Source organism: Tigheibacillus halophilus (assembly GCF_042683165.1).
Taxonomy (GTDB): Bacteria; Bacillota; Bacilli; order Bacillales; family Amphibacillaceae; genus Tigheibacillus; species Tigheibacillus halophilus.
The window spans coordinates 167,090-193,038 of the sequence record NZ_JBHUIZ010000006.1 but is presented as its reverse complement, the minus strand read 5'-3'; the positions used below and the strand labels follow the sequence as shown (position 1 = coordinate 193,038).

The following is a 25,949-nucleotide window of genomic DNA, read 5'->3' as shown; positions in this document are numbered from 1 at the left end:
CACTAACTTTTTAACAGCTGTTTACTGATTACGATATGCTGTATCTCATTCGTACCTTCATAAATTTCCGTTATTTTTGCATCGCGGAAGAGTCTCTCGGCTGGATAATCTTTTGTGTAGCCATAACCGCCGAATATTTGGACTGCTTCTATCGCATTTTTCATAGCTGTACGGCTGGCCATCAACTTGGCCATAGAGGCCTCTTTATTGCATGGCTTATCAAGCTGAAGCATAGAGGCAGCCTGATAAACCAGCAATCTGGCTGCTTCTGTATTCATAGCCATATCAGCCAGTTTAAACGAAACGCCTTGATGCGCAGAAAGTGGTTGATGGAATTGCTTGCGCTCTGCGGCATATGCTGTTGCATGCTCCACCGCAGCTTCCGAGATACCAAGAGCCTGGGATGCTATACCGATTCTGCCGGCATTCAAGTTGGCCATAGCAATTTTGAATCCTTCTCCCTCTTGGCCGAGCATTTGCTTTTCATGGATGCTGCAGCCGTCAAAATGCAACTGTACAGTACTTGTGCCATGCAGTCCCATTTTCTCCTCCATTTTGCCTACGGTAAAGCCCGGTGTGTCCTTCTCCAGAACAAATGCGCTGATGCCTTTTGCGCCCGGCTGATCATTTGTACGGGCGAAGGTGATGTATGTATCGGCATAACCGCCATTTGTGATGAAAACTTTGGAACCATACAATACATAATGGTCCCCCTTCTTCACCGCCTTCGTTTTCAAGTTAGCGGCATCAGACCCCGCTCCTGGCTCCGTCAGCGCGAACGCTCCTAAATATGTCCCGCTTGCAAGCTTCGGCAAATATTTCTGCTTTTGTTCTTCCGTACCAAAATAAGCAATCGGATTTGTACCCACCGAAGTGTGCACAGATAAAATCGCACCAAGCGCTGCGCTGGCTTTGGAAAGTTCATGGACAGCGATGATGTAAGATGTGAAATCCATCCCCCCTCCGCCATATTGCTGTGGCACAAGTATTCCCATCAAACCGATATTCCCCATTTTTGTAATCAGTTCTGAAGGAAATCTATCCTCTTTTTCCATCCGAGGTATTTCGTCCATCACCTCTTTTTTGACAAAATCACGAACCAGCTTCCGCATCATTTTTTGTTCATCGGTCAGATGCAATTGCATGGCGATCCCCCTCTGTGTTCTCATGATGATACTTAACTAATCATATTGATAGAATCCTCTGCCTGTTTTCTTGCCATACCACCCTGCACTGACATATTTTCTTAGTAATGGACATGGCCGGTACTTATCGTCACCGAGTTCTTCGTGAAGGACTTCCATAATATACAGACATGTATCCAAGCCGATGAAGTCCGCCAGTGTCAAGGGGCCCATTGGATGATTCATACCAAGTTTCATAACCGTATCCACATCCTCAATCGAAGCCACCCCTTCGTATACCGCGTACACTGCCTCATTGATCAGCGGCATGAGGACACGATTAGCGACAAAACCTGGAAAATCATTCACTTCTACGGAGGTTTTCCCGAGTTTTTCTGACATACGTGCAATCGCATCATACGTTTCTTCACCTGTTTGCAGTCCCTTGATGATTTCAACTAATTTCATGACTGGTACAGGATTCATGAAATGCATGCCAATCACTTGTTCCGGACGATTGGTCGCAGCAGCTATTTCGGTGATTGGCAAGGAAGATGTATTGGTTGCAAGAATCGCATGCGCCGGTGTGATTTGATCCAGCTGGCTAAACACTGACTTTTTGACGCTCATATTTTCGATTACTGCTTCGATAACTAAATCACATTGTTTAGCCTCATCCATCGCGGCTGCCGGAGTAAGTCTGTGCAATGTTGCTACTTTTTCTTCCCCCGTCATTCGCTGTTTGTCCACAGCTCTTGTGAGGAGTGCGTCGATTTGTTCCATACCTTTTTGCAATGCTTTTTCGTCCATATCATGCAACAGTACTTCGTAGCCCGCTTGGGCACATACTTGGGCAATTCCCGCTCCCATTTGGCCCGCCCCTACGACCATTACTTTCTCAATTTCCATCGCCATTCCTCCTCGTATCGTATAACTAGGCATTGATTTTCAGCCTATCCATTCTGATATATCAAGCTGTTGTAATTCTATTACCTTACACAACAGAAGCTTTCGGCGGGCATGGCTTGAGCCCCCCATTTTTTCTTGCGATATTGCCCAGCCATTCCAATTATTTTGGCACCTCGATCAATATGGCGTCTCCTTGGCCGCCTCCGCTGCAAATTGCTGCGATGCCGCGTCCGCCTCCGCGCCGTTTCAGTTCATGGATCAGTGTCAAAATGATCCGCGCACCACTTGCGCCTATAGGGTGCCCCAGTGCAACGGCACCACCATTCACATTGACTTTATCCATATCCACGCCGGAAATCTTTCCGCTCGCTAAAGAAACAACTGCGAAAGCCTCATTGATTTCGAATAGATCGATATCCGTTTTACTGTAGCCTGTTTTTTCCAGGAGCTTATTGATGACAAGACCTGGCGTTTGCGGGAAGTCCTTCGCCTCCACTGCCACTTCAGCGTGTCCGAGAATGGTTGCAAGCACCTGTTTATCCAGTTCTTTTGCCTTTTCATCAGACATGACGACAAATGCGCAAGCGCCATCATTGACACCTGGCGCATTCCCAGCTGTTACCGTACCCTCCGGATCAAATGCCGGATGCAGCTTGCCTAGCTTTTCCATATTTGTATCTTCGCGGGGAGCTTCATCTGTATCGACTATCGTCACTTGCCCTTTGCGGCCTTTGACTTCGAGCGGGATGATTTCTTCCGCAAATTTGCCGTCCTTGATCGCTTGGATTGCACGCTGATGGCTGCGATAGGCCCATTTATCCTGTTCTTCTCTTCCGACTTCAAATGCTTCGGCAGTGGAGTTTCCATAATTCCCCATATGCACCCCAGTAAAGGAACACGTCAACCCGTCATGAATCATTAAATCCTTCACAGTTTGGTCTCCCATTCTGAAACCACTGCGGGCATTTGCCATAAAATAGGGCGCATTGGACATACTTTCCATTCCTCCGGCTACAATCACTTCTTCATCACCGAGACGGATCAGCTGGTCAGCCAACGTCACACTGCGTAAGCCCGAGGCACATACCTTATTGATTGTTTCTGTTTTGACCTCCCAAGGGATACCGGCTTCCCGGGCAGCCTGACGGGATGGAATCTGTCCCTGCCCCCCTTGCAGCACGGTGCCCATAATCACTTCATCTACCTCTTTGCCGTTCATATCCGCACGGTTCAATGCTTCTTCCATTACTTTTCCGCCCAATTGTGATGCAGTAAAAGATTTCAGAGAGCCCCCCAGCTTTCCAAACGGTGTTCTCGCTCCGGAAACAATAACTGTTTTTCTCATTTGATTATTTTCCTCCTCCGCATTGATAGCGCTTTCTAAAATACGTTCTTTCGCTACGCTATTATCTAAATCCTTATCTACATCGGTTGAAATCTCACAGGGCTGTTTAGACCAATCCAACCCTGTCAACCATTGGCACACCCGGCACAGTCGTTCAGCATTTGACTGAACGCTCGCTCGATTCGCCGGTAATTAAAGGGAGAGAAGACGTTCCTCTCCCCTCTTATCTATCAGTCTATCATTTTTTAGTGATCAAAACCAATGACCCATCACGCTGATTTCTCTTCGTTTCGCGGCAGTACAGACAAGGCCAGAATTTCAGCTACATCCATGGTGCTGATATCCTCCTCCACTTCTTTTGCTTTTGTCCCATCACTAAGCATTGTCAGGCAGTATGGGCAAGCACTGGAAATCATGGTGGGATCGACTGCCATCGCCTGTTCCGTCCTGGCAACGTTGATACGATTGCCAGTCGTTTCCTCCGCCCACATCATGCCGCCTCCGGCTCCGCAGCACATTGCATTTTCTTTGCTTCTTTCCATTTCAACAAGCTGCAGTCCAGGGATGCTTTGCAAGATTTCACGCGGTGGATCATATACCCCATTGTATCTTCCTAAATAACAGGAATCATGATAAGTAAGTCGTTCTTTGATCTCGCGCTGCGGCTTCAATTGACCTTGGTTCACCAAATCATAAAGCATTTGCGTATGATGATAGACCTCCGCTTCAAAACCGAAATCCGGGTATTCATTTTTGAAAATATTGTATGCGTGCGGATCAATGGTAACAATCTTGGCCACACCATTTTTTTCAAATTCCTTGATGTTTTTTTCCGCAATTTCCTGGAATAAAAACTCATTTCCGATCCGTCTTGCTGTATCTCCAGAGTTTGCCTCCTTGTTTCCAAGAATAGCGAAGCTAATGCCAGCTTGATTCATCAATTTCGCAAATGCGATGGCGATTTTTTGGCTGCGGCTGTCATATGCCCCCATCGAACTGACCCAAAAGAGGTATTCAAATTCCTTGTCTTCTTTTTTCAGCTCCTTGACTGTTGGAATATATACATCTTCATCCTGTTCGCGCCATTTGATGCGATCTTTTTTCGAGAGTCCCCAAGGATTACCCTGTCGTTCAATATTCATGACTGCTCGTTGTACATCTGCGTTCATTTTACCTTCTGTCATGACCAGATATCGGCGCAGATCGATAATTTTATCGACATGTTCATTCATTACTGGGCAGGCATCCTCACAGTTGCGGCACGTCGTACATGCACTGAGTTCCTCCTCCGTAATGACATCGCCAATCAAACTAATATTTTCCACAGTTGCAGCAGCCTCACTGCCAGCTGCCCCCGCCAACCGGTTGCCTTTTGTATTGGAAAAAGCGAACGCCGGAACCCATGGTGATTTACCTGTGACCGCGGCACCTTTTTCTGTTAGATGGTCGCGAATTTTGATCATCAAATCCATTGGTGACAGCATTTTTCCAGTAGTGGACGCCGGGCAGACATTCGTACACCGCCCACACTCTACGCAGGCATAGAAATCGATCATTTGCACTTGCTCAAAATCTTCTACTTTACCTACGCCAAAGGAAATATCTTCTTCTGATTCTTCCTCATCAATATCAAAATCGATTTTCTGCAGCTTTCCAGGAACATGCTTGCTCAAGAACACATTCACAGGCGCAGCAATCAAGTGTGCATGCTTGGATTGCGGCACATATACGAGGAAAGTCAAAATGGTGACTGTATGGATCCACCAAAAGATGAAAAACATTACTGCAGCTGCAGTTGGCGACAGCCAGCTGCATGCACCCGCTATTAAACTGGCAACTGGTTCAGACCATGTCAACGCTTCTCCGTGCCATACCATCATCATTGCATTGCCAAACAGCACAGAGATCATCAATATGCCAATGAATAAAAGAACAAGTCCTGCTTTAAATCCTCGTTTCAGCCTGACAAGCTTCTCAATATAGCGCCGATGGAAAGCCCAAACGACCGCAACCAGGATCATCAGGGTAACGATTTCCTGGAAAAAAGTAAAAGCCGGGTAAACTGGTCCGAAAGGCAGATGCGCCCCAGGTGAGAGACCCTTCACAAACATATCGATGGCACCGAACTGTACCAATAAAAAACCATAGAACATCATGACATGATATGTTCCTGATTTTTTATCCTTCAAGAGCTTGGACTGCCCGAAGACAATCTTGATGATCTTCTCGACCCTTTCCTTCAGCTGAAGATCAAATGCTGACTTCTTTCCCATCTTGATGTACGTAACCCTTGTCGCCACCACCCTGGCGAACAAGTAGATGCCATATGCTACGATAGCGATGAATGCTATTGCATTTACAGTCAAAAATACAGACAACTCCAGTTCCCCCTTTGCCGAAATCGATGCTTTTTGGTAACGTTTACATATTTAAATAATCATGTAATCCAAACTATTTATTCTTCCATGCTATCTCTACTATAGATTATGAATGATCATTCAGTCAACTGATATTTTTCTGTCAGTTCATTTTTATGCCATACAGGGAGCAGAGAATTGCTGGATAAACCATCCAAATTCTCTGTCCTTCCATCTCTTTTACAGACGTCCTCACATATTTTTCATTGTTCATGCACATTCTCTATGAACGAATTGATTCGTTTCTTCCCTTTAAGAAAATACACCGCTCTTCCTTCCCCATCTGCTTGGAAAGATTGCAGCCACTTCCGCATTTTACGCTTGCGCGGGTAATATGTCGTGCAGATGAAACTGATGAATTCCCAATCCAATTTTTCAGGGCAGCCCACTCCGAGGTCAGGGCGCGTTTTTCCTCTGTTTTTCAACCAGCGTTTAAAAACCCGATATAAACATATATACAACGGTAATTCCAAGTATATGATCGTATCTGCATGTTCAGCTCTGATTTCATAAGTGCCTGTGTAATTTCCTTCTACAATCCATCTATCACGTCCATGAACAATTTCTCTTTGTGATGATGCAAATTCTTCCATCCCGGTTTGTATCCATCCTGGTTTCCAAAAGAGAGCATCCAGATGAGTCACTTCAATATGTAGTTTGCTTCCCAATTTCTTCGCAAACGTGGATTTACCTGCACCTGCTGAGACTCCCATAACCAAGATTTTCTCCATTTATCCATCTCCTTTACTTGTCAATAGCCTTTACTTCATCATGAATTTTCCAAATAGTTTCTCCATATATTTTTATCATACTATTCCAGGACAGACAAATTATTTTAACAAAAGGGAGGTCCGCTATCATTCCCCGGGAAGCGATTTATCGTCAAAAAATGCAGAAACTCTCAAGGATGAGTGCTTCTGCATTTTTGAGTATCATCGTTTCATTTTTTCACGCTGCATAAGGAGCATTCGGGATATGCTATCCGTTTTACATTTTTTCCGGCGCGCTGACACCAAGTATTTTCAACGCATTAGCAATAGTAGTTCGTACAGCCTTCATCAACGCGATACGTGCCTGTGTCAATGCCATATTCTCTGGAGCAAGCACTTTTTCCGCATTATAGAAGCTGTGCAGTAGTGCAGCAAGGTCAAATACATACTGTGTCACCTTATGCGGCGCCCGCTTTTCTGCAGCATCTGTGATCATCTGCGGAAAGGCAGCTAATTTTTTCAATAAATCCAACTCTTTTTCGGACGTGAGCAAACTTGGATCAAACGTTTGTTCAATATCTGTGGAGATGTTTTTTGCTTCAGCCTGCTTCAGCATCGTACAAATTCTGGCATGAGCGTATTGAACGTAGTAAACCGGATTATCATTAGACTCCGAACGAGCCAGATCAATATCGAAATCAAGCTGCGCATCATTGGAACGCATGTTAAAGAAGTACCGTGTCGCATCCACCCCGACATCGTTCATCAACTCACGCAATGTGACAGCATTTCCGGTTCTCTTGCTCATGCGCACTTTTTCACCGTTTTCAAACAAGTTGACCATCTGAATGATTTCCACTTCCAATTTATCAGAAGGATAACCAAGTGCCTGAATGGCCGCCTTCATGCGCGGAATGTAGCCATGATGGTCTGAACCCCAAACATTGATAAGCGTATCAAAACCACGGTCTAATTTATTTTGGTGGTAAGCGATATCCGGTGTCAGGTACGTGTAGCTGCCGTCACTCTTAATCAGCACGCGATCTTTGTCGTCACCAAAATCCGTTGAGCGGAACCAAAGCGCACCGTCTTGTTCGTAGATATAATCTCCCGCTTTGAGCTTATCCAGGACACTTGCAATTTTGTCATCCTGATACAAGCTTTTTTCCGAGAACCAGCTGTCGAATACGACATGGAATGCCTCCAGGTCATCGGCGATTTTCTTGAATTCGTACTTCAACCCATATTCTTTAAAAAATGCAAGCCGCTCTTCAAGCCCTGTATTCGCCCACCTATCTCCATCTTTTTTTGCCAGCTCCTGGCCGATTTCAATGATATCGGTACCACGATAACCATCGTCTGGCATTTCTCCATCCAGTCCCAAAGCCTGCAGATAGCGGGCATTGATTGACTTTGCGAGATTATTGATTTGGTTTCCCGCATCGTTCATATAATATTCACGTTCGACCTCATAACCAGAGCTTTCAAGGAGATTGCAAACAACATCGCCAAAAGCTGCACCGCGGGCATGCCCCAAATGCAAATCACCTGTTGGGTTGACTGATACGAACTCCACCTGAATTTTTTTGCCTGCGCCAGCTTTGGTTTTTCCGTAATTTTCGCCGGAAGACAAGATTTCACTGACCATATCTGTCAAAAAGTCCTGTTTCATGAAAAAGTTGATGAAACCGGGACCAGCTATATCCACCTTTTCAACGGAGGCCTTTTCCTCATCGAGGTTTGCTACAATGTCCTCTGCAATGAGCTTCGGTGCCTTTTTAGCAATACGAGCCAGCTGCATCGCAATATTGGCAGCAAAATCGCCATGCGCTTTGTCCTTCGGTTTCTCTAAAATAATTTCAGGCAATTGCTCAGGTTCTGCTAAACCGGCATTCAACACTGCATTTTTAATAGCTTCTTTCAGTGTTGCCTGTGTCTGTTCCAATGCGTTCATCAATTTTCCTCCTTAAATTGCAGCTTCAGTTGATGGCCTCGTTCTTCCTGGCCGTTCAATTTCACCGAATACTCTATCGTCAATTCCCCGTTTCCGGCAGATTGCAGATTATAATCGATTTTTCTCGTGTAGGTCTGCATATGCAAACTTCCGTGAGGGTGCGTGTATACATTTTCAGTATTTTTTCCTAAAACGAATTGCTGGTTCATATTCACAGAACCAGTTCGCTTCACATTCACTTTATTTTTTTGGATTGTCATCAAATTTCTCACAGGAGGCAGTTCCTTGTCGATTTGTTCATCAAATATCAGGACATCCAGCTGTCCTTTTCTAGTGAAAGCGCCCTGCTGTGTCGTGGCATGATGTTCCATTTGTCCATTATCATCGATAATTGTCTGCAATGATACGATAACATTTTTTCCCATCGAACCGCCCTCGCCAACTTTTTATCTCATATGAAGGTGTTTTGACATTGTTTCTGCATTTCTTACCATATTCGTTAATTATAGCGATAAAGAAGGTGGTTTATCAATAGTTGCTGGAAGTTTTGTTGGAAAAATATCATTTACAGGGGATCTTGCATATGTAGTGGGGTAATTTCAGACTATGATTCCTGTTGCAAAACATCCTATCCATTATTTCGCTTCTTATCTTCCACATCTGATACTGCTTTCCGACATAGAAGTTTAATTTCCGCCATTTTTTCCCATAATATTTGTAAAGCAGTAAAATCGTACATTGGAGCATACAAACATGAAAAAACAGCGCCACTTCAGCTCTTATCAAAAAATACTCGCCAGAATGATCGTATATCCGGTATTTGCCATTTTACTTGGGCTGGCAGTCATTTATACGGCTGGTTATCTGATGGGAGCACCTGATTTATCGATGGACCATCAGACAGTCTATTACAATCAGGACGGAAAAGAAATCACCAGTGAAACAAAAAAAGAAAAAAAGTGGGTTGCTTTGAAGGACATGTCTCCATATATCATCGATGCAACTATTGCGATTGAAGACCGTCGTTTTTTCGAACACAAAGGATTCGATTTCAAACGGATTTTCGGGGCCATTTATAAAGATATCAGGACAAAGTCTTTGAAAGAAGGAGCCAGTACGCTAACCCAGCAATATGCCCGCAGCATGTACCTATCCACTGAAAAAACATGGCAGCGCAAGCTGAAAGAAGCTTTTTACACAATCAGGCTGGAAATGTTTTATTCCAAAAAAGATATTCTCGAGGGATATCTTAACACCGTCTATTACGGCTATGGTGCATATGGTGCCGACGCAGCGAGCGAAGTATATTTCCAAAAATCCGTATCGGAGCTGACTTTGGCAGAGGCTGCAATGATTGCCGGTATACCGAAAGGACCGACCTATTACTCGCCGTTCAACGATGAGCCGCGTGCCAGAAAACGCCAGCAGCTGATTTTACATGAAATGCTTAAAGCAAAGATGATCGACCCCAAATCGTATACGGCTGCTATCGATACACCATTAAAATATGCCGGCAAGAAACAGGAAGAGGATGTGTCCAATGTCCATTATTTTACCGATACCGTATTACGTGAAGCATCCAGCCTGTTAAAGCTGGACAGACAGGCTGTACAAAATGGCGGTTTTAAAATATACACAACGTTGGATGAAGATGCACAAAAGAAATTGGAAACAACCGTCAAACGAACCGTTCCACATGACAGTGAAATCGAACTGGCTGTCATTTCCATGAATCCTGAAAATGGCGCCATCCATGCACTGACTGGCGGAAAAAGCCATCAGCAAAGCCAATTCAATCGGGCGATTGATGCAAAACGCATGGCAGGATCCAGTTTTAAGCCTTTTTTGTATTATGCCGCGTTGAACAATGGCTATAACCCGACGACAATGCTCAGCAGCAAACCGACAACTTTTCAGCTTGCAAATGGCAACACTTACGAGCCGGGTAACTATAATGGCTATTACGCTGACAAACCGATCACACTTGCACAAGCGCTGGCATTATCCGACAACATTTATGCGGTTAAAACAAATCTGTATCTCGGTGTCGACAAATTGCCAGAGGTAGCAAAAAAATTCGGTTTTACGAGCAAATTGCCCGCTGTGCCCTCTTTGGCACTTGGAACCGCAGCTGTATCACTGAAGGAAATGGTGACGGGATACGGCATGTTAGCGAATGGCGGCCATAAAATAACGGCACATACGATTGACAAAATTGTCGATGCCCATGGACAGACCGTTTATGAAGCGGGATTCAAGCATGAGAAAAACATTCTCGATCCGAAGAAGGCTTTCATTCTGACAGAAATGCTTACGGGCATATTCGATACATCTTTGAATGGATATATGTCCGTAACCGGTTCTTCCATTGCCAACAAACTGAGCAGGCCATACGCTGCAAAATCCGGCACGACAGATTCAGACAGTTGGATGATCGGCTATAGTCCCGACCTGGTAACAGGTGTCTGGACAGGCTATGATGACAACAGAGCCATGAATAAAGTCAAAGAGCACACTTTTGCCAAGGAAATCTGGGCGGATTTCATGGAATCCGCACATCAGAAAAAACCAGTACATGATTTCCCTGTTCCAAAAGGTGTGGTCGCTATTCCTATAGATCCTGAAACCGGTGAACGTGCAACACCATATTGTCCGTCCAGCCGTGTCATGTATTTTGAAAAGGGTACAGAACCGGAAGATTATTGCAATATTCATCATGAACGGGAGCAAAAACCAGAAGAAAACGAAAAAGGAATATTTGAGCGTTGGTTTGATCTATTGTTCGGATAACAGGTTATTAAAAGGACAGAAACTATCCTAAGTTTCTGTCCTTGTTTATGTATTGCCCTATTTTATCTGTCATTTCGCTTTGACAATTTCTCAGTTTTATTATACATTATCTAATGTACGAACAATAATTGAAAAATGACATTTATCATTCGGATATAAGAGGTGTTCATGATGGAAAACGTATTTGATTATGAAGATATACAACTAGTACCGGCAAAATGCATTGTCAATAGCCGTTCTGAGTGTGACACAACCGTGACATTAGGCAGTCGAAGTTTCAAATTGCCGGTAGTACCGGCAAACATGCAGACAATCATCGACGAAAACATGGCTGTTTTTTTAGCCGAAAATGGATATTTTTATGTGATGCATCGGTTTGAGCCGGAAAAACGAATCGCTTTTACCAAGGATATGCAGGAGCGCGGATTATTCGCTTCCATCAGTGTCGGAGTCAAGGATGAAGAATATCGTTTCGTAGAAGAGCTTAAGGCTGAAGGACTAACCCCTGAATTCATAACGATCGACATCGCACATGGGCACTCCAATGCTGTCATTCGAATGATTTCATTCATCAAGGAGCATTTGCCGGACAGCTTCGTTATCGCTGGGAATGTCGGCACGCCCGAGGCAGTCAGAGAGCTGGAAAGAGCCGGCGCTGATGCTACGAAAGTCGGTATCGGCCCAGGTAAGGTCTGTATCACAAAAATCAAAACGGGCTTCGGTACCGGCGGATGGCAGTTGGCTGCATTGAAATGGTGTGCCAAAGCAGCGACAAAACCACTCATCGCCGATGGTGGTATCCGCACCCATGGTGATATCGCGAAATCTATCCGTTTTGGAGCAACGATGGTCATGATTGGCTCTTTATTTGCTGGACATGAGGAGTCACCTGGGCAAACCATCGAAAAAGACGGAGAACGATTCAAAGAGTACTTCGGTTCAGCCTCTGAATTCCAAAAAGGCGAAAAGAAAAACGTCGAAGGGAAAAAAATGCTTGTGCCGCACAAAGGGGCGATTACGGATACACTGAATGAAATGCAACAGGATCTCCAGTCCTCTATTTCTTACGCGGGAGGAGACACTCTGGAAGCGATACGAACAGTAGATTATGTCATCGTCAAAAACTCCATATTCAATGGGGATAAAACATACTGATTTCTTAAATGTCAGGCTGTCCTATGCTTTTTAAAAGCTGATGGACAGTCCTTTACAGTCTTTCGGATACATGCGACCAGGGCCTGCATTTTGTATATGAAAAGAAGCCGATTCTACACACAGTAATGTGAGAGTCGGCTTCTTTTTGTCCTAGTAATGTGCTTTGAGAGCCCATGTATATATATTTTACAAACTTTGTTTGAAAATCACAAGATTTTACAATCATTGTTCATGATTCAGTCACAATTCCGTCAAATTCAGGCTCAGATTCTCTGATTAAAATTCTGAGACCTCTTGGATGGAGTCACATCCCTACACTTTTAATGCTTTTTTCAATTCATCGGTGGAATTATTCCACATATCAGCATTAAATTCAGCTAAAAAATCACCTAGCAGCTTCTTGGAGTGATCGTCCATATGTTCTACGATGATTTTGCCCTTCAGTGATTTTTCCATATACGTCACATGTTCTGCCATCGACTTATATGCCCTTTTATTCGGTTTATCCACCCGCAGTTCACTGCCTGCAACACCTGCATAGTAAGGGCCGTTTTCACCACGTTCTACATTGACCCACACAATCCAGTATAATTTACCGTCAGGAACAGCATCTTTTTCAGGGAAATACTTAACCCGCCGCTCAATTTCACTGCGCGCATGCATGGCAGCCATATCTACGTACGCTCTGTCCTCATTTGGATCCACGATGACCGATGACATATTTTCCAAACTGATGGAGCCAGCCCCGTAACCGCCATGTCCATCATTCGAATCGTCTTTGATAATTGTAAATGAATTTTTGGGCTTCTTTTTTGAAGAATCGTCTGCGCTCATATGATAGCCTCCTTTGCAGTTATCTAATGCCATCATTGTAGCACATCCTTACACGTCTTTTCATGTTTGCGGTCCACCTGCCTCCAAATGGTTCAGCATCGGACAATGCTGCATGTTTTCCAATGGTAGGCTTAATGCAGCTGCCTTAGCTTATCAATCATTTCCCAGGCCTGGGTAAATTCCTCCGTGGTATAGCGTTGCTTTGGCTTCACTTTTTTGACTTTCTCTTCTACTTCGTTGTGGTTCAGATCACGGAAAAAGAGCATGGTTGCAACCAATTCAAGAAAACGGGAGCTTTTATCCATCAAGACTGCCGCTTTCTTCTGATAATCAGGCATGTCCAGGGAAAATTGCTGCAGGAAATCCTGCCCTTGGTCAGTCAGGCAGTAGTGATATTGTATGTAGCTGCTTTTTTCTTCTTTCATCTCGGCAACAAAACCAAGGTTGCACAATTCTTCCATCCGCAACGATAGTTCCTCCGAATAAGGACCATAAAAGTGAAATTGATATTTTTCTTCGAAAGGCACCCCGCTCGACTGCAGAATATAGATCATTTTTTGCAATTTTTTTCTTCCGGTCACCTCACCGACCTGCGAAAAAAAACCTAGAATCCTTGCATGATTATTCAGCATCATTTACAACTCCTTGCCCGTTTAAAATAGTCATGATTCGCTTTACATCGTTGTTTTCCCATTGCTCCATCAGCATGTCCATCGGGAAATACAATTTGTGGTCCGTCCGTTTTTTTCCTGAGATCGCTTCTACGATATCCGATTGTCTGGAAAGCTCTTTTAATTCATTGTTTTCCATCAGCAGATAAATGGGAACCCGTTCACCTTCTTCACCAGGCCTGTAAAAATCATACGGCAGGTCAGAAGAAGAGTCCGCGACAAGATAATAGTCAGGGTTGATGCCCACTTTCTGAAACAACTGATGCAATTCCATCCATTCATTGATCATGTGGTTAGGATTGAACTCGATATACTTGAAGAGCCTCCGATTCATGAATCGTTCACAAAGATCGCTCAAAATCTCGTCTTCTTCCTCCTGCCAAAGCTGGAAATAATAATGTACAATTGCCTCGTCCAAACGCAAATAATCCTTCAGTGTCACCTGGTCAGTGAACAGCGTAATAAAATGGGCCGGCCGCAGTTTGAAAGCATAGTTATTTTCAAATAGATGCTTGACTCTGTGCAATATTTTCGTTAGAATCACTTCTGCACTTCTCGTCACCGGATGGAAATACACCTGCCAGTACATTTGGTAGCGGCTCATAATATAATCTTCCACCGCGTGCATCCCGGTCGATTTAATGACCACCTGTTCTTCCATCGGACGCATGACACGCAATATCCGCTCCATATCAAAGTGTCCATAGCTGACTCCGGTAAAGTATGCATCACGCTGCAGATAATCCATTCTGTCTGCATCGATTTGGCTGGAAATCAGACTGACGACAAGCTTGTTGGCATACGTCTTGCCGATCACATCAGCCACATCTTGTGCAAACCCCTGCCCTACTTTTTCCAGTATCTTATTGACCCCTGTATCTCCCAAAATGATTTTTTGAGTAAACTGTTCATGGTCCAGTTTGAACACTTTCTCGAAAGAATGAGAGAAAGGACCATGCCCTAAATCATGCAAAAGCGCCGCACACAAGCACAGAAGCCGTTCTTCATTATCCCAATTAGGCCGGTCATTGAAATTATAGATAATCCTGCGGACCACCTCATAGACCCCAAGTGAATGATTAAAGCGGCTATGTTCCGCACCATGAAAGGTCAAATTCGATGTGCCCAGCTGTTTGATACGCCGTAATCTCTGAAACTCCGGTGTGCCAATCAGATCCCAAATCACTCTGTCACGCACATGGACATACCGGTGCACCGGGTCCTTGAACACTTTCTCTTCCCTCAATTGCTCATCTTTATATGCCATGTTTCGTTTCAACTCGTTTCTTTTCGACAGTTATATATTATTATATAATAGAGTGCCTGGGTAAAAAAGGGGAACACTAAGATTCCTTCTTGCATTTTCCCTTATACTGAGTCAAACATGCTTCCTAAAGGAGTTTAATATGAAAAACTGGAAAGAAATCATACATCAGCAAACTTTTCGATATATAGACCACACAGCTAAAAAAGAATTTGCATCTGAACCATATACTGCTATGACTTCCTTTGCAGTGGATGATGCTTTGGCCACTTCTGCCAGTGACGGACAGTCCCCCCCTTCTGTCAGGCTGTGGGTCCATCCAGATACTGTCGTACTTGGTATTCCAGATTTGCGCGTTCCTAACTTGGAAAAAGGGGTCCGGCAGCTGCAGTATCTGGGGTACCATGTAGTCGTGCGCAATTCTGGCGGTCTGGCGGTTGTTCTGGATGATGGCGTGCTCAATATTTCGCTTGTGCTGCCTGATGTCAGGCATATTTCCATTCATGACTGCTATGAAGCGATGGTCAGCCTTATCAAGTCGATGCTTTCAGATGTAACGAATGATATTGAAGCCTATGAAATCGTTGGGTCATATTGCCCGGGGGATTATGATTTAAGTATTGGCGGGAAAAAATTTGCAGGCATCTCACAGCGACGTATCAAGCATGCCGCGGCCATCCAAATTTATTTGGATGTTTCAGGCAACAGCCAGGCCCGTGCTGCTGCAGTTCGGGACTTTTACCATGTAAGTGTCCACGGCGAGGTAACAAAGTTTGCCTATCCGGACGTCCTGCCGGAAAAAATGGCATCTTTGTCTGAATTGCTGGATATAGACTTATCTGTCGAGGATATGAAAAAACGGGTATTAACCACATTGCAATCCTTAAGCAGCGAAATCATCACCCCGCCATTTTCAGAAAAAGAAATGCATGTATTTCAAACGAGAATGGGGCAGATGAAAAAACGCAATGAAAAAATTATGGCACTGCTTTCGGGAGAATGACCGATGAAGGTAAACTTCCCCAGCCCCGTCAAAAAAGGCCAGCCCGTACACCGGCTGGCCTTTCTCTTTGACTATGCTTTTTGTGGATGAACTTCCATGTCAAGACATGATTGATACTGTGACTGGACAGGAAATTGGTACTGCGTTTTATCTTTGTGAAATGTAACTGATGACATAGCGAAATGCCTCAAATTCATTCCGCTTGTGCAGCGGTAATCAAAGCCAAATGGTAGACATCCTCTACACTGCAGCCTCTGGAGAGGTCATTTACAGGCTTGTTCAATCCTTGCAATATCGGACCAACGGCTTCAAAACCACCAAGCCTTTGCGCGATTTTATAGCCGATATTCCCCGCTTCCAAACTTGGAAAAACAAATACCGTGGCATCACCTTTAATATCAGCATCCGGGGCTTTTTTAACTGCTACCTCCGGAACGAATGCAGCATCGAACTGGAATTCCCCATCAATCAGTAAACCAGGGTCCTTTTCTTTGGCTAACCCGATTGCAGCACTCACTTTTTCCGTTTCTTCGGATTTTGCCGAGCCTTTCGTTGAAAAACTGAGCATGGCTACGCGCGGCTCTACACCGAAAAGCTTTCCTGTACGGGCACTCTCTACCGCGATTTCTGCCAAATCCTGGCTATCCGGAGCAATATTGATGGCGCAATCAGCAAACACATATTTTTCTTCTTTGCGCGCCATGATGAAAACACCGGATGTTTTACGAATACCCGCTTTCGTCTTGATGATTTGCAAGGCCGGACGAACTGTATCAGCAGTAGAATGTGCTGCACCACTGACAAGGCCATCCGCTTCGTTCATATAAACCAGCATCGTTCCGAAATAATTTTCATCCAATAATATTTTTTCAGCGTCTGCTTTGGTCGCCTTGCCTTTTCTCCGCTCCACAAAAGCATCCACCATCGCATGGAACGCTGCATAATCACGAGGATCGATCACTTCACAATTGGAAATATCCACCTCCAGTTCAGCTGCTTTTCCTTGCACAGCTTCCCGGTTTCCAATCAAGATCGGCTGTAAAACCCCTGCAGCTCCAAGCTGACTGGCTGCCTGCAAAATACGATCGTCCAAGCCTTCTGGAAATACGATAGATTTCTTGTCGTCTTTTATCTGGTCTTTCAATTGTTCAAATAAATCACTCATCACAAATACCTCCTTACAGGTTGTCCGTACTTATATATATCATATTACTTTTTCATTGTTAACAAAAGCGGTACGCTGTATGCAGAGATTGGTAAGGGGTGATCGGGCGGGAAAGTAATTTGATGCAAGCGATTTTAAGCAGCAAGCAAGATCTTTTCAGCTAAACCTGTAACAAACTTCTCACAAGCGGACCCCTATTTTTATGTTATAGTGGAAAGTGGATGAGATATTTTGGATAAGCTATAACTAACCAGATTTGATAAAGGAGAGAGATATAATGGTAGAAGCTGTGGAAACAATGGATGGCTGGTGCTCCTTACATGATTTGCGCACTATTGATTGGAATGCTTGGAAGCTGGCTTCAGAAAGCGAAAGAGAAGCTGCCATCAGCAGTTTCACGAAACTGGTCGAAAAATGGGACGCTGTTGAAGAAGAGAAAAACGGCAGCCATGCGATGTATACAGTTGTCGGTCAGAAGGCAGACCTTATATTCATGTTCCTGCGTCCGACAATGAATGAGTTGAATGAATTGGAAACAGAATTTAATAAATCCAAATTCGCTGAGTACTTGATTCCTGCACATTCCTACGTATCCATCGTAGAACTCGCGAAATACCGCGAAAGGAAAGATGGTGTCGATCCGGAAACATTAAAAGGCACGCAGGCAAGGCTCAAACCGATCCTGCCAAAATGGGAGCATATCTGTTTCTACCCGATGGATCGCAGACGCGAAGGCAATGATAACTGGTATGTACTCGAAAAAGATGTTCGCGCTGAATTGTTGTATGAACACAGCAAAACCGGTCGGAAATATGCTGGCAAAGTGAAACAATTCATTACAGGGTCCATTGGTTTGGACGATTGGGAATGGGGAGTTACGCTTTTTGCCCATGATCCGCTGGAATTCAAGAAAATCGTCTATGAAATGCGTTTTGATGAAGTTAGCTCCCGTTATGGGGAATTCGGTGAATTTTTCATTGGCAACCTGTTGAAAAAAGAAGACATTGCCAAATTCCTGCATGTTTAATATATTGCTTTGACAATGAGGACTGCTCTGTTGTGAGCAGTCTTTTTTGCGTCCTTCACTTCCTGATATTTGTTTTTATTCCTTCGCTCCCCTTGTCATACTTGCCAACACTTCCACATACATTTAAATTGGTACTTCATTTGATGAAACAGGACTTTTCGTTCAATTCAAGCAACGTTGACATTTCAGCTTGGCAATATACATGCACTCCGCATGGCAGGTAAACAAAGATGTTTGTATTTACAGTCAGAAAAGAGGTGTTTGCAGACTTCAAAGTGTATGTGTTCCTTCGTCTTTGTATAGTTCATTTTAATTTCGATCATTGTTCAGTAAAAAATCAACTTCAGGAGGTTTTCGCATGAGTGAAAGTCAAGAAAACTACAGCTATTCAACGTATCCTTATTTTTACTATCCACAAAGTTCTCCAGCATTTTATCCTGGGTATGGCTACAGGCAGTTTGCACAGCAGCCGCCGCAAAACACACAATCTGGAGTGACACCAACACAGCAAGGGCCTGATGTCCCTGGCATGATGCCTATCCAGCAATCATACATCGAAAACATTTTACGTTTGAATAAAGATAAATACGCCATTGTCCATATGCGCTTCGATGACACGCCAAAAATATTTAGAGGAAATATAGAGGCAGCAGGACGGGACCACATTATTATCAAGGACACCCAGACAAATAAAAGATACTTATTGCTGATGGTATATTTGGATTACGTGGAGTTTGATGAAAAAATCAACTACTCGTATCCATTCCAAGGAGCAGCAGGACCGACAAGCCAATTCTCGAATTATCCACCAAGGTAAGGAACAAAAAACACAGAAAACAACAACATTCCACAATGTTTAATCTGCATTATGCTTCACTTGACCTTTTATGAAAGTGAGTGACACTGAGCAGAAAGGAAAGGGCTTATACTTTCCTTCCTGCTAAAAAATAAAAAGATAGCATGGAAAATCGGGAGAAAGCCGATTCAGATGCTATCTTTTCCTTCAATAGGGGTGGGTCCATTGAATCATCCATATAAAAAAATGGTGTTGGCCGAAATGGCAGCAATCGGATTGCCGGCAGTGCTCGTGCTGATCGCCTTGATCAAAGGCTTCGCATTTCTTGTTTTACTGGCAATTTTATCCCTGGCATTGAGCCTGATCCTGAGTGCGATGACCATTTCTTTTACACCGCCTCATATGATGGCTATCAAACAATACGCCCGTGCCGGACTGCTGATTTTTTGCATGATTTATCTGCTGTTCATCTTGCTGTAAAACTACTTAGGCTCTTCCCTTTATAACATCTTGCAATCAAATAAATTTCAATGCGCTATATCCCAGCAAAACCCAAGCGATCAGGAAGGCGACACCGCCGAGCGGCGTAATAATCGCAAATGCCGTGATTTTTGTCGTCGCATAGATGTAGAGGCTTCCGGAAAACAAAATAATCCCGATGAAAAAAATCCACCCGGCCCAAGTGATGCTGGCTGCCTGTACTTTGGCTGCCACGAGCGCGGTGACAAGTAATGCACTCGCATGGAACATTTGATATTGGACAGCTTTTTCCCAAATACCTAATTCATGCTGGGAGAGCTTCCCTTCCAGTCCATGCGCCCCGAATGCGCCAAGTGCAACCGCCAAAAATCCGTTCAGGGCACCTAAAAATAAGAATACCTTCATGAATGACACCTCTTTTTATCGTTAAAAATCAAAAATGGACATGCCGTCCTTTTCCGCTGGTTTTGCTGCAGGTTTTACACTGCCGAGCATGGTTTTAAACTCAGCTTCCGTATAACGTTCACTTTCGCTCGCAGGTTTTTGCAAGCTCTCTGCTTGCTTAGTGGCTCCCTCGGGCGTTGGTCCCAAAAATAGTTCACAAAGCAACTGTATATTGCTGATATGCTTGACCAACTGATCATGATCATGCTGATTGTTTTTCGCTTTTTCCAACTCGTCAGCCATTTTGGCAAAAACAGTTTCATTTTCCACAGACATTTTCCACCTTTCCTGCAAATCTGCTGATTATAGTATAGCATTTTGTTTCTGCACGCCCAAACAGAAGCTATGCCGGAAAGCCACCCCTTGAATAGATTGAGAACAAAAAAAAGTGCCTTTTGGCGAGCTGATAAGCCCCGCAGACCAAAGCACTTTCCGTAAACCGTATTTCAAATTTATAGCATTCATTTTTTATGCTTTTTCATGATACATTCAGCAATTCAACTGCAGTACTTCTGTTTTTTCATCGGGATGATGCACTAACATAGATTGGCGATTGAAAACCCATTGCAAAAATGCTGTTTCTTCTTTTGAAAGCTGCCTTCCGAGTTCCTGCTCTGTTTCAATAAGCAATTGCAAAAAGTCTTTCATACGTCATTGTCCTCTCCCTGATTTCCTTTTCATTTTACAATGATTTTTATGATCAATCAAGTATTATTTTCCCATTTTATGAAATAGTCTGTCATGTTTCTTTTGCTCAAGAATTAAAGTAGGGGTTTCCTAAATTATCAGACAAAAAATACATACGATCGTATGGACATTATCGAAAACTCATAGACTTTTCCAATAGGTATGTGGCCGGCTCTCAAGACAAGTCAGCCTTGGACCAGCCATCTTTTGCAGGAACAGGGAGGTCTCGGTGATCACATCCCAAGAGCTATGATGAAAGTGACCATCCCATCAATGAATCAGCTCGCTTGAGGACTTTCCTTGGGCAACTTCACGGAAACGGCTTTTATAAATAATGTGCTGCCTGGTGAATTTCGTCGGACTGTCAATTCCGGTTACCTCTGCCATTTCAAATAATCCTTCTCTTAAGGAAACAATATAATTACAGACTCGGTATTTTTTTTCATCGACATACAGCGCCTTTTGATACCGCGGATCTGTTGTCGTGACACCGGTCGGACAGCGATTCGTATGGCACACTTCTGCCATGATGCATCCTACACTCATCATGAACCCACGTGCGACATTGACCAGATCGGCTCCCAGGGAAAGAGCCATCGCAATCTTATCTGGTGTCAGCAGTTTGCCTGAAGCGATGATATGTGTCCTGTCCCGCAGATCATATTTACGCAGCAGATCATCGAGCATTGGCAATGCCGAAAAAGCCGGCAATCCGACAGATACCGCAAGTTCATAATAGGTTGCACCTGAACCTCCTTCACCACCGTCTATCGTAATGAAGTCCGGCACGATATCTGTTTCTTTCATTGCTTGAACATATTTTTCAGCTTGTTCTTCACTGCCAATAACAATTTTTGTTCCCACCGGTTTGCCGCCTACACTCCTCATTTTATCTACGAACTCTAGCAGTCCTTTCGCATCGGTGAATTCCTTGAAACGGTTCGGGCTGTTGATCGTTTGATGGGGTACCAGATTGCGGATTTCTGCGATTTCTTCTGTTACCTTTTCCGCTTCGACGTGGCCTCCGCGCTGCTTCGCACCCTGAGCCAGTTTCAGTTCGAATGCTTTGATATTTTCCATGGCGCTCTTTTGTTTGAACAGCTCCCAGGAAAATTCGCCTGCTTTGGTTCTGACTCCATATAGTCCAGAACTGATTTGCATAATTAAATCAACATTTCCCTTCAGATGATAAGGCGAGACACTGCCTTCCCCTGTATTCATCCAGGTCCCGCCGGCCATCCCGAGCCCCAGCGACAATGCCGTGATTGCCCGGTCACCGAGTGCGCCATAACTCATGGCTGATTGCCCGATCAGTCCCTTCACTTTGAAAGGTTGTGTCACCGTGTCCTTACCGAGTATGACCGCGTCTTCATCGGCCAGGTAATATGGGTCGATTTCGGCATCTTCCATATGCTCTTTACGGCTAAACAGCTTTTCATTGTCAATTTGGTACAATTTCGTCTTGATTTTCGGTTTCTGTTCAATCCGCATTTCTTCCCGCTGTTTCGGAAACATATCATTGACAATATAGAAACCGTCATTTTCAAAATCACGCTCAGAACCGAATCCGATCATACGTGCCTTATATTTCGCTGCTTTGTACACATATTCCATTTGCAGGCGATTGAAGGGCTTCCCTTCATTATTATTATTGAAAAGATATTGCCGCAGTTCAGGTCCTGCTTTCTCAGCAAAATAACGCACCCGCCCTAAAATTGGATAGTTCCTCAAAATGGAATGCTGTTCCTGTTTTCCGTCTTCAAAAAAGATGCGCAGCAAAATCAATAACGGTATAATCACTACAATTGCAACGATTGCAATCAAAGCGATTAACAATCCCTTGACTAGCATAACCCTTCCCCCTCATTAAAATAGGTATGGCAAATAAACAATAACAATAATAAATACCCATACAATATCTACAAAATGCCAGTAATACGAAAATATTTTCAATTTTTCCTGGAATAACCCCCTCGGAATGCCGCGAAAATGGTGTCCGAACAGCATAAGCATCCATCCCGAACCAAATGTGACGTGCGCAGCGTGCAATCCAACAAGAACATAGAAAGAAGCAAGAAACACATTTTTACTTGTGGTATATCCTTGTTCCACATAACTATAGAAATCATGCAGCTCAAACCCCAGAAAAACGAGACCGAATAACAATGTGACCCCAAGCCAGGCCAGTAATCTTTTATCATTTTTATCTTGGAAGCCTTTTTCGGAAAACATCAGCGTTCCGCTTGAAGCCAGTAGAAACACTGAAGAAAGCACAAGGCTCTTCACTTCGAAGATATCATTTGGCTTCGGGTCGATCGGCGCCGGCGTGAAAATGATATATGTCGCGAATAGCGTCAAGAACATGACAGCTTCCACGCCCAGATAGATAAAAAACCCAACCTGTTTGTCCTTGAATAATGCTGCCTCATTCTTTGTCATCGGTCAGTTCCTCCTTTTCATAAAAACCTTCACGTTCATCCGTGAACGAACGAATGACCATACATATCAGTACACCGATTCCAGCTGCTGCCGATATCCAGAAGAATTGATATATCATGCTGAAGCCTAGTATAAACAAACAGGCTGTCAAGACCAGTGGCAAGATACTGCTCCTGGATAGCGGGGAAATTCGGTGATTATCCGTCGTCCGCACTTTTCTGTGTGCCATTTTCGCCACCCAGAACGGATCAATATCCTCAACTACCGGCATCGGCTCAAAAGTATGTTCCGGAGCCGGGGAAGATTGTGTCCATTCCAGCGTCCTGCCGTCCCAGGGGTCATTGCCGACTTTTTCCGCTTTCCGATGCGTCTTAAATATATTCCAAAACAAGAACAGAATGCTGATTCCCATTATGAAGGCACCAACAGTCGCGGTGAAGTTGAGTATGTTAAGCCCTTCGTCCGCATCATATGTAAACACGCGACGAGGCATCCCCTGCAATCCTGAAATATGCAGCGGAAAAAATGTGAGATGGAAACCGATTAAAAACAACCAGAAATGCCATTTTCCAAGTTTTTCATCCAACGCATAGCCGAACATTTTCGGATACCAATAATATAGCGCGCTAAAGATTCCCAAAATCGTGGAGGCTAAAATCACATAGTGGAAATGTGCCACAACAAAATAAGAATCGTGGAACTGAAAATCTGCTGCTGATACGGATAACATCACACCAGTCACCCCACCCATGACGAAGGACGGAATGAAACCAAGCGCAAACAACATTGCTGTAGTAAAACGGATAACACCGCCGCGCATCGTGAACAGCCAGTTGAATATTTTGATTCCGGTCGGCACTGCGATCGCCATTGTTGTTATGGCGAAAACCGTATTAGCCATCGGTCCAAGACCGACGGTAAACATGTGATGGGCCCAAACCATGAAGGACAGGAAACCGATCGCTGCCAGCGACAGTACCATGGCGGGATAGCCAAACAATCTTTTTTTCGAAAAAGTAGATATGACATCAGAAAAAATACCGAATGCCGGCAATGCCAGTATATACACCTCGGGATGGCCGAAAATCCAAAATAAATGCTGCCAGTAAACCGGATTGCCACCTTCCGAAGTAAAAAAATTCGTACCGAACAATCTATCAAACATCAATAAGTACAATGCGATAGCAAGTACAGTGAAAGCGATCAGTATCAAAAATGCTGTGATGAGTGTTGCCCAGGCAAACAGCGGCATTCTTGTCAGTTTCATGCCTGGTGCTCTATGTCTTATGATCGTAACCATCAGATTCAATGCCGTGAGTATCGTTCCAAGACCTGATATCTGCACACCGAAAACATAATAATCCGTGTTGACGCCAGGTGTGAAGGTGGGACCCGACAGCGGAGCATACCCTGTCCAGCCAATTGCCGGCGCACTGTTGAAAAAGAACGCCAGATTGAAAAGCATTCCTCCCATAAAAAACAACCAAAATCCAACTGCATTCAAAAAAGGATATGCCAAGTCACGTGCACCGATTTGCAACGGTACAGCGATATTCATCAGTCCAAGCAGCATCGGTGTGGCTGCAAAGAAAATCATCATTGTTCCATGCGTTGTGAACACTTCATTATATTTCTGGAATTGAAATACCCAGAAATCATTATTCGGAACGGCGAGCTGTGTACGAATGAACAGCGCGTCCATACCAGCTCTCAAAAAGAAAATGAAACCGAACAGTATGTACATGATTCCTATTTTTCGGTGGTTGGTTGTACGCATATAATCCCAGATGACAGGAAGCTTTTTCTTTTTCAGCACAAACACAGCCAAGATGATTCCGATGATGATGGTAAATACCCAAGCTGAGATAACGTCTGTTGGAAGATAATACGTTTTTCCAAACAATGGTATATTCATGCTTTCTTGTTCACTCCTCTTTGCAAAATCTATCTATTTTTATGCAAATCCGCCTGACGCTTATTTCATTTCTTCCAAATAGGTGCGATATGCTTTTTGGGAAACTACCCGGACTTCAAATACCATATTGGCATGCTGAATACCGCAATACTCGGCACATTTCCCTTTATATGTCCCCTTTTTAGGATTTTTAATTTCATAGGTGACCTGCTTTCCTGGTATAGTATCGATTTTCCCTGCCAGTGCGGGTACCCAAAAGGAGTGAATGACGTCTTTGGAACTTAAATGCAATGTCACTGTCTCCCCTTCCGGAAGGACCAGTTTGTTTTCTTCCGTTTTGCCATTCGGCTGTGAGAATGTCCATTTGAACTGCTCGGCAGCTACGCCGATATCCATTCCTGCATCCGCATCTGCAGATGTCTGAGGAGATTGGTCATACGTAATTTGAATAGTGGGAACGGCAAGAACAATCAGCAGGATGATCGGCAGGATCGTCCAAGTCAATTCCAACTTTAGATTACCTTTCACATCTTCGGGCAGGAAATCGTCTTTTTCTTTTTTATAGCGGTATTTGATGACAAAGCGTGCAAATAGAATGAACACGACCGCAAGCACTATCATCATCAATCCAAGGCTGAACCATATCAGATAAGCCTGCTCCTCACCGGTTGTGCTTTTTGCATCCAATACAGTGATGCCGCTGCAACCTGCAAGCAAGGGCAGCAAACCGATTACCAACCATTTCTTCATATGCCGCTCACCTTTCCAAAAAATAATTCACTCTGCCTTTCCTTTCCCTTTTCAACTTGGATTAAACATG

Annotated in this window: 24 protein-coding genes; 6 read left to right on the top strand and 18 right to left on the bottom strand. The window is 44.0% G+C overall.

The genetic code is table 11. The annotated features are described in order from the left end of the window. Positions 1-2: 2 nt before the first annotated feature. The 7 genes from ACFSMW_RS09320 to ACFSMW_RS09290 all read right to left on the bottom strand — a co-directional run bounded on the left by ACFSMW_RS09320 (position 3) and on the right by ACFSMW_RS09290 (position 8,884). A complete protein-coding gene (locus ACFSMW_RS09320) occupies positions 3-1,145 on the bottom strand; it encodes an acyl-CoA dehydrogenase (protein WP_390355057.1) in 1,143 nt (380 codons plus the stop codon). Positions 1,146-1,181: 36 nt separating this feature from the next. Next, a complete protein-coding gene (locus ACFSMW_RS09315) occupies positions 1,182-2,033 on the bottom strand; it encodes a 3-hydroxybutyryl-CoA dehydrogenase (protein ID WP_390355055.1) in 852 nt (283 codons plus the stop codon). Positions 2,034-2,193: 160 nt separating this feature from the next. Then, the gene (locus ACFSMW_RS09310) at positions 2,194-3,378 is read right to left on the bottom strand and encodes an acetyl-CoA C-acetyltransferase (RefSeq protein ID WP_390355440.1); all 1,185 of its coding nucleotides are present in this window, start codon (positions 3,376-3,378) and stop codon (positions 2,194-2,196) included. Positions 3,379-3,647: 269 nt separating this feature from the next. Further along, positions 3,648-5,756: a heterodisulfide reductase-related iron-sulfur binding cluster gene (locus ACFSMW_RS09305; RefSeq protein ID WP_390355053.1), complete on the bottom strand. Its 2,109-nt coding sequence runs from the start codon at positions 5,754-5,756 to the stop codon at positions 3,648-3,650. A 242-nt stretch (positions 5,757-5,998) separates the two neighbouring features. Beyond that, positions 5,999-6,526, bottom strand: coding sequence for a P-loop NTPase family protein (locus ACFSMW_RS09300; protein ID WP_390355052.1), 528 nt, complete (start codon positions 6,524-6,526; stop codon positions 5,999-6,001). A 256-nt stretch (positions 6,527-6,782) separates the two neighbouring features. Further along, a complete protein-coding gene (argS, locus tag ACFSMW_RS09295) occupies positions 6,783-8,459 on the bottom strand; it encodes an arginine--tRNA ligase (protein ID WP_390355050.1) in 1,677 nt (558 codons plus the stop codon). Further along, positions 8,459-8,884, bottom strand: coding sequence for a YwiB family protein (locus ACFSMW_RS09290; protein WP_390355049.1), 426 nt, complete (start codon positions 8,882-8,884; stop codon positions 8,459-8,461). Before ACFSMW_RS09290 ends, argS begins: the two co-directional genes overlap by 1 nt. Positions 8,885-9,212: 328 nt before the next feature. On the opposite strand from ACFSMW_RS09290, the gene ACFSMW_RS09285 reads away from it, so the two are divergent. Further along, a complete protein-coding gene (locus ACFSMW_RS09285) occupies positions 9,213-11,249 on the top strand; it encodes a transglycosylase domain-containing protein (RefSeq protein WP_390355048.1) in 2,037 nt (678 codons plus the stop codon). A 171-nt stretch (positions 11,250-11,420) separates the two neighbouring features. After that, on the top strand, positions 11,421-12,404 hold the full coding sequence (gene guaC / locus ACFSMW_RS09280; protein WP_390355438.1) for a GMP reductase: 984 nt from the start codon (positions 11,421-11,423) through the stop codon (positions 12,402-12,404). Positions 12,405-12,716: 312 nt separating this feature from the next. On the opposite strand, the gene ACFSMW_RS09275 is transcribed toward guaC, so the two are convergent. From ACFSMW_RS09275 to ACFSMW_RS09265, 3 genes are all read right to left on the bottom strand, one after another. Then, positions 12,717-13,238: a YwhD family protein gene (locus ACFSMW_RS09275; protein ID WP_390355047.1), complete on the bottom strand. Its 522-nt coding sequence runs from the start codon at positions 13,236-13,238 to the stop codon at positions 12,717-12,719. 131 nt (positions 13,239-13,369) lie between these two features. Beyond that, positions 13,370-13,870 (bottom strand): YwgA family protein, encoded by a 501-nt coding sequence (locus ACFSMW_RS09270; RefSeq protein WP_390355045.1) that lies wholly within the window; start codon positions 13,868-13,870, stop codon positions 13,370-13,372. Continuing rightward, entirely contained in the window at positions 13,860-15,176 is a 1,317-nt protein-coding gene (locus tag ACFSMW_RS09265; protein WP_390355044.1) for an HD domain-containing protein, read from the bottom strand. The genes ACFSMW_RS09270 and ACFSMW_RS09265 overlap by 11 nt, the downstream gene beginning before the upstream one ends. Positions 15,177-15,315: 139 nt before the next feature. On the opposite strand from ACFSMW_RS09265, the gene ACFSMW_RS09260 reads away from it, so the two are divergent. Then, the gene (locus tag ACFSMW_RS09260; protein ID WP_390355043.1) at positions 15,316-16,176 is read left to right on the top strand and encodes a lipoate--protein ligase family protein; all 861 of its coding nucleotides are present in this window, start codon (positions 15,316-15,318) and stop codon (positions 16,174-16,176) included. A 193-nt stretch (positions 16,177-16,369) separates the two neighbouring features. Here the strand turns inward: ACFSMW_RS09260 and pta are convergent, their stop codons facing one another. Then, the gene (gene pta, locus ACFSMW_RS09255) at positions 16,370-17,341 is read right to left on the bottom strand and encodes a phosphate acetyltransferase (RefSeq protein WP_390355042.1); all 972 of its coding nucleotides are present in this window, start codon (positions 17,339-17,341) and stop codon (positions 16,370-16,372) included. Positions 17,342-17,618: 277 nt separating this feature from the next. On the opposite strand from pta, the gene hemQ reads away from it, so the two are divergent. The 3 genes from hemQ (at position 17,619) to ACFSMW_RS09240 (ending at position 19,644) form a co-directional block, all read left to right on the top strand. Further along, positions 17,619-18,368: a hydrogen peroxide-dependent heme synthase gene (gene hemQ / locus ACFSMW_RS09250; RefSeq protein WP_390355040.1), complete on the top strand. Its 750-nt coding sequence runs from the start codon at positions 17,619-17,621 to the stop codon at positions 18,366-18,368. Between the two features lie 358 nt (positions 18,369-18,726). Next, positions 18,727-19,185 carry a spore coat protein GerQ gene (gerQ, locus tag ACFSMW_RS09245; protein ID WP_390355038.1) on the top strand — a complete coding sequence of 153 codons (459 nt, stop codon included), beginning with the start codon at positions 18,727-18,729 and terminating at the stop codon, positions 19,183-19,185. Between the two features lie 204 nt (positions 19,186-19,389). Continuing rightward, positions 19,390-19,644, top strand: coding sequence for a hypothetical protein (locus ACFSMW_RS09240; RefSeq protein ID WP_390355036.1), 255 nt, complete (start codon positions 19,390-19,392; stop codon positions 19,642-19,644). 36 nt (positions 19,645-19,680) lie between these two features. Here the strand turns inward: ACFSMW_RS09240 and ACFSMW_RS09235 are convergent, their stop codons facing one another. The 7 genes from ACFSMW_RS09235 to coxB form a co-directional block, all read right to left on the bottom strand. After that, positions 19,681-20,049, bottom strand: coding sequence for a DUF423 domain-containing protein (locus ACFSMW_RS09235; RefSeq protein ID WP_390355034.1), 369 nt, complete (start codon positions 20,047-20,049; stop codon positions 19,681-19,683). A gap of 21 nt (positions 20,050-20,070) precedes the next feature. Then, the gene (locus tag ACFSMW_RS09230) at positions 20,071-20,358 is read right to left on the bottom strand and encodes a DUF5327 family protein (RefSeq protein ID WP_390355032.1); all 288 of its coding nucleotides are present in this window, start codon (positions 20,356-20,358) and stop codon (positions 20,071-20,073) included. A 219-nt stretch (positions 20,359-20,577) separates the two neighbouring features. Continuing rightward, entirely contained in the window at positions 20,578-20,736 is a 159-nt protein-coding gene (locus ACFSMW_RS09225) for a hypothetical protein (RefSeq protein WP_390355030.1), read from the bottom strand. A 309-nt stretch (positions 20,737-21,045) separates the two neighbouring features. After that, entirely contained in the window at positions 21,046-22,626 is a 1,581-nt protein-coding gene (locus ACFSMW_RS09220) for an FMN-binding glutamate synthase family protein (RefSeq protein WP_390355028.1), read from the bottom strand. A 15-nt stretch (positions 22,627-22,641) separates the two neighbouring features. Further along, on the bottom strand, positions 22,642-23,214 hold the full coding sequence (locus tag ACFSMW_RS09215; protein ID WP_390355027.1) for a cytochrome c oxidase subunit 3: 573 nt from the start codon (positions 23,212-23,214) through the stop codon (positions 22,642-22,644). After that, the gene (locus ACFSMW_RS09210) at positions 23,201-25,129 is read right to left on the bottom strand and encodes a cytochrome c oxidase subunit I (protein ID WP_390355026.1); all 1,929 of its coding nucleotides are present in this window, start codon (positions 25,127-25,129) and stop codon (positions 23,201-23,203) included. Before ACFSMW_RS09210 ends, ACFSMW_RS09215 begins: the two co-directional genes overlap by 14 nt. A 60-nt stretch (positions 25,130-25,189) precedes the next feature. Further along, positions 25,190-25,879 carry a cytochrome c oxidase subunit II gene (gene coxB, locus ACFSMW_RS09205; RefSeq protein WP_390355024.1) on the bottom strand — a complete coding sequence of 230 codons (690 nt, stop codon included), beginning with the start codon at positions 25,877-25,879 and terminating at the stop codon, positions 25,190-25,192. Positions 25,880-25,949: the final 70 nt, after the last annotated feature.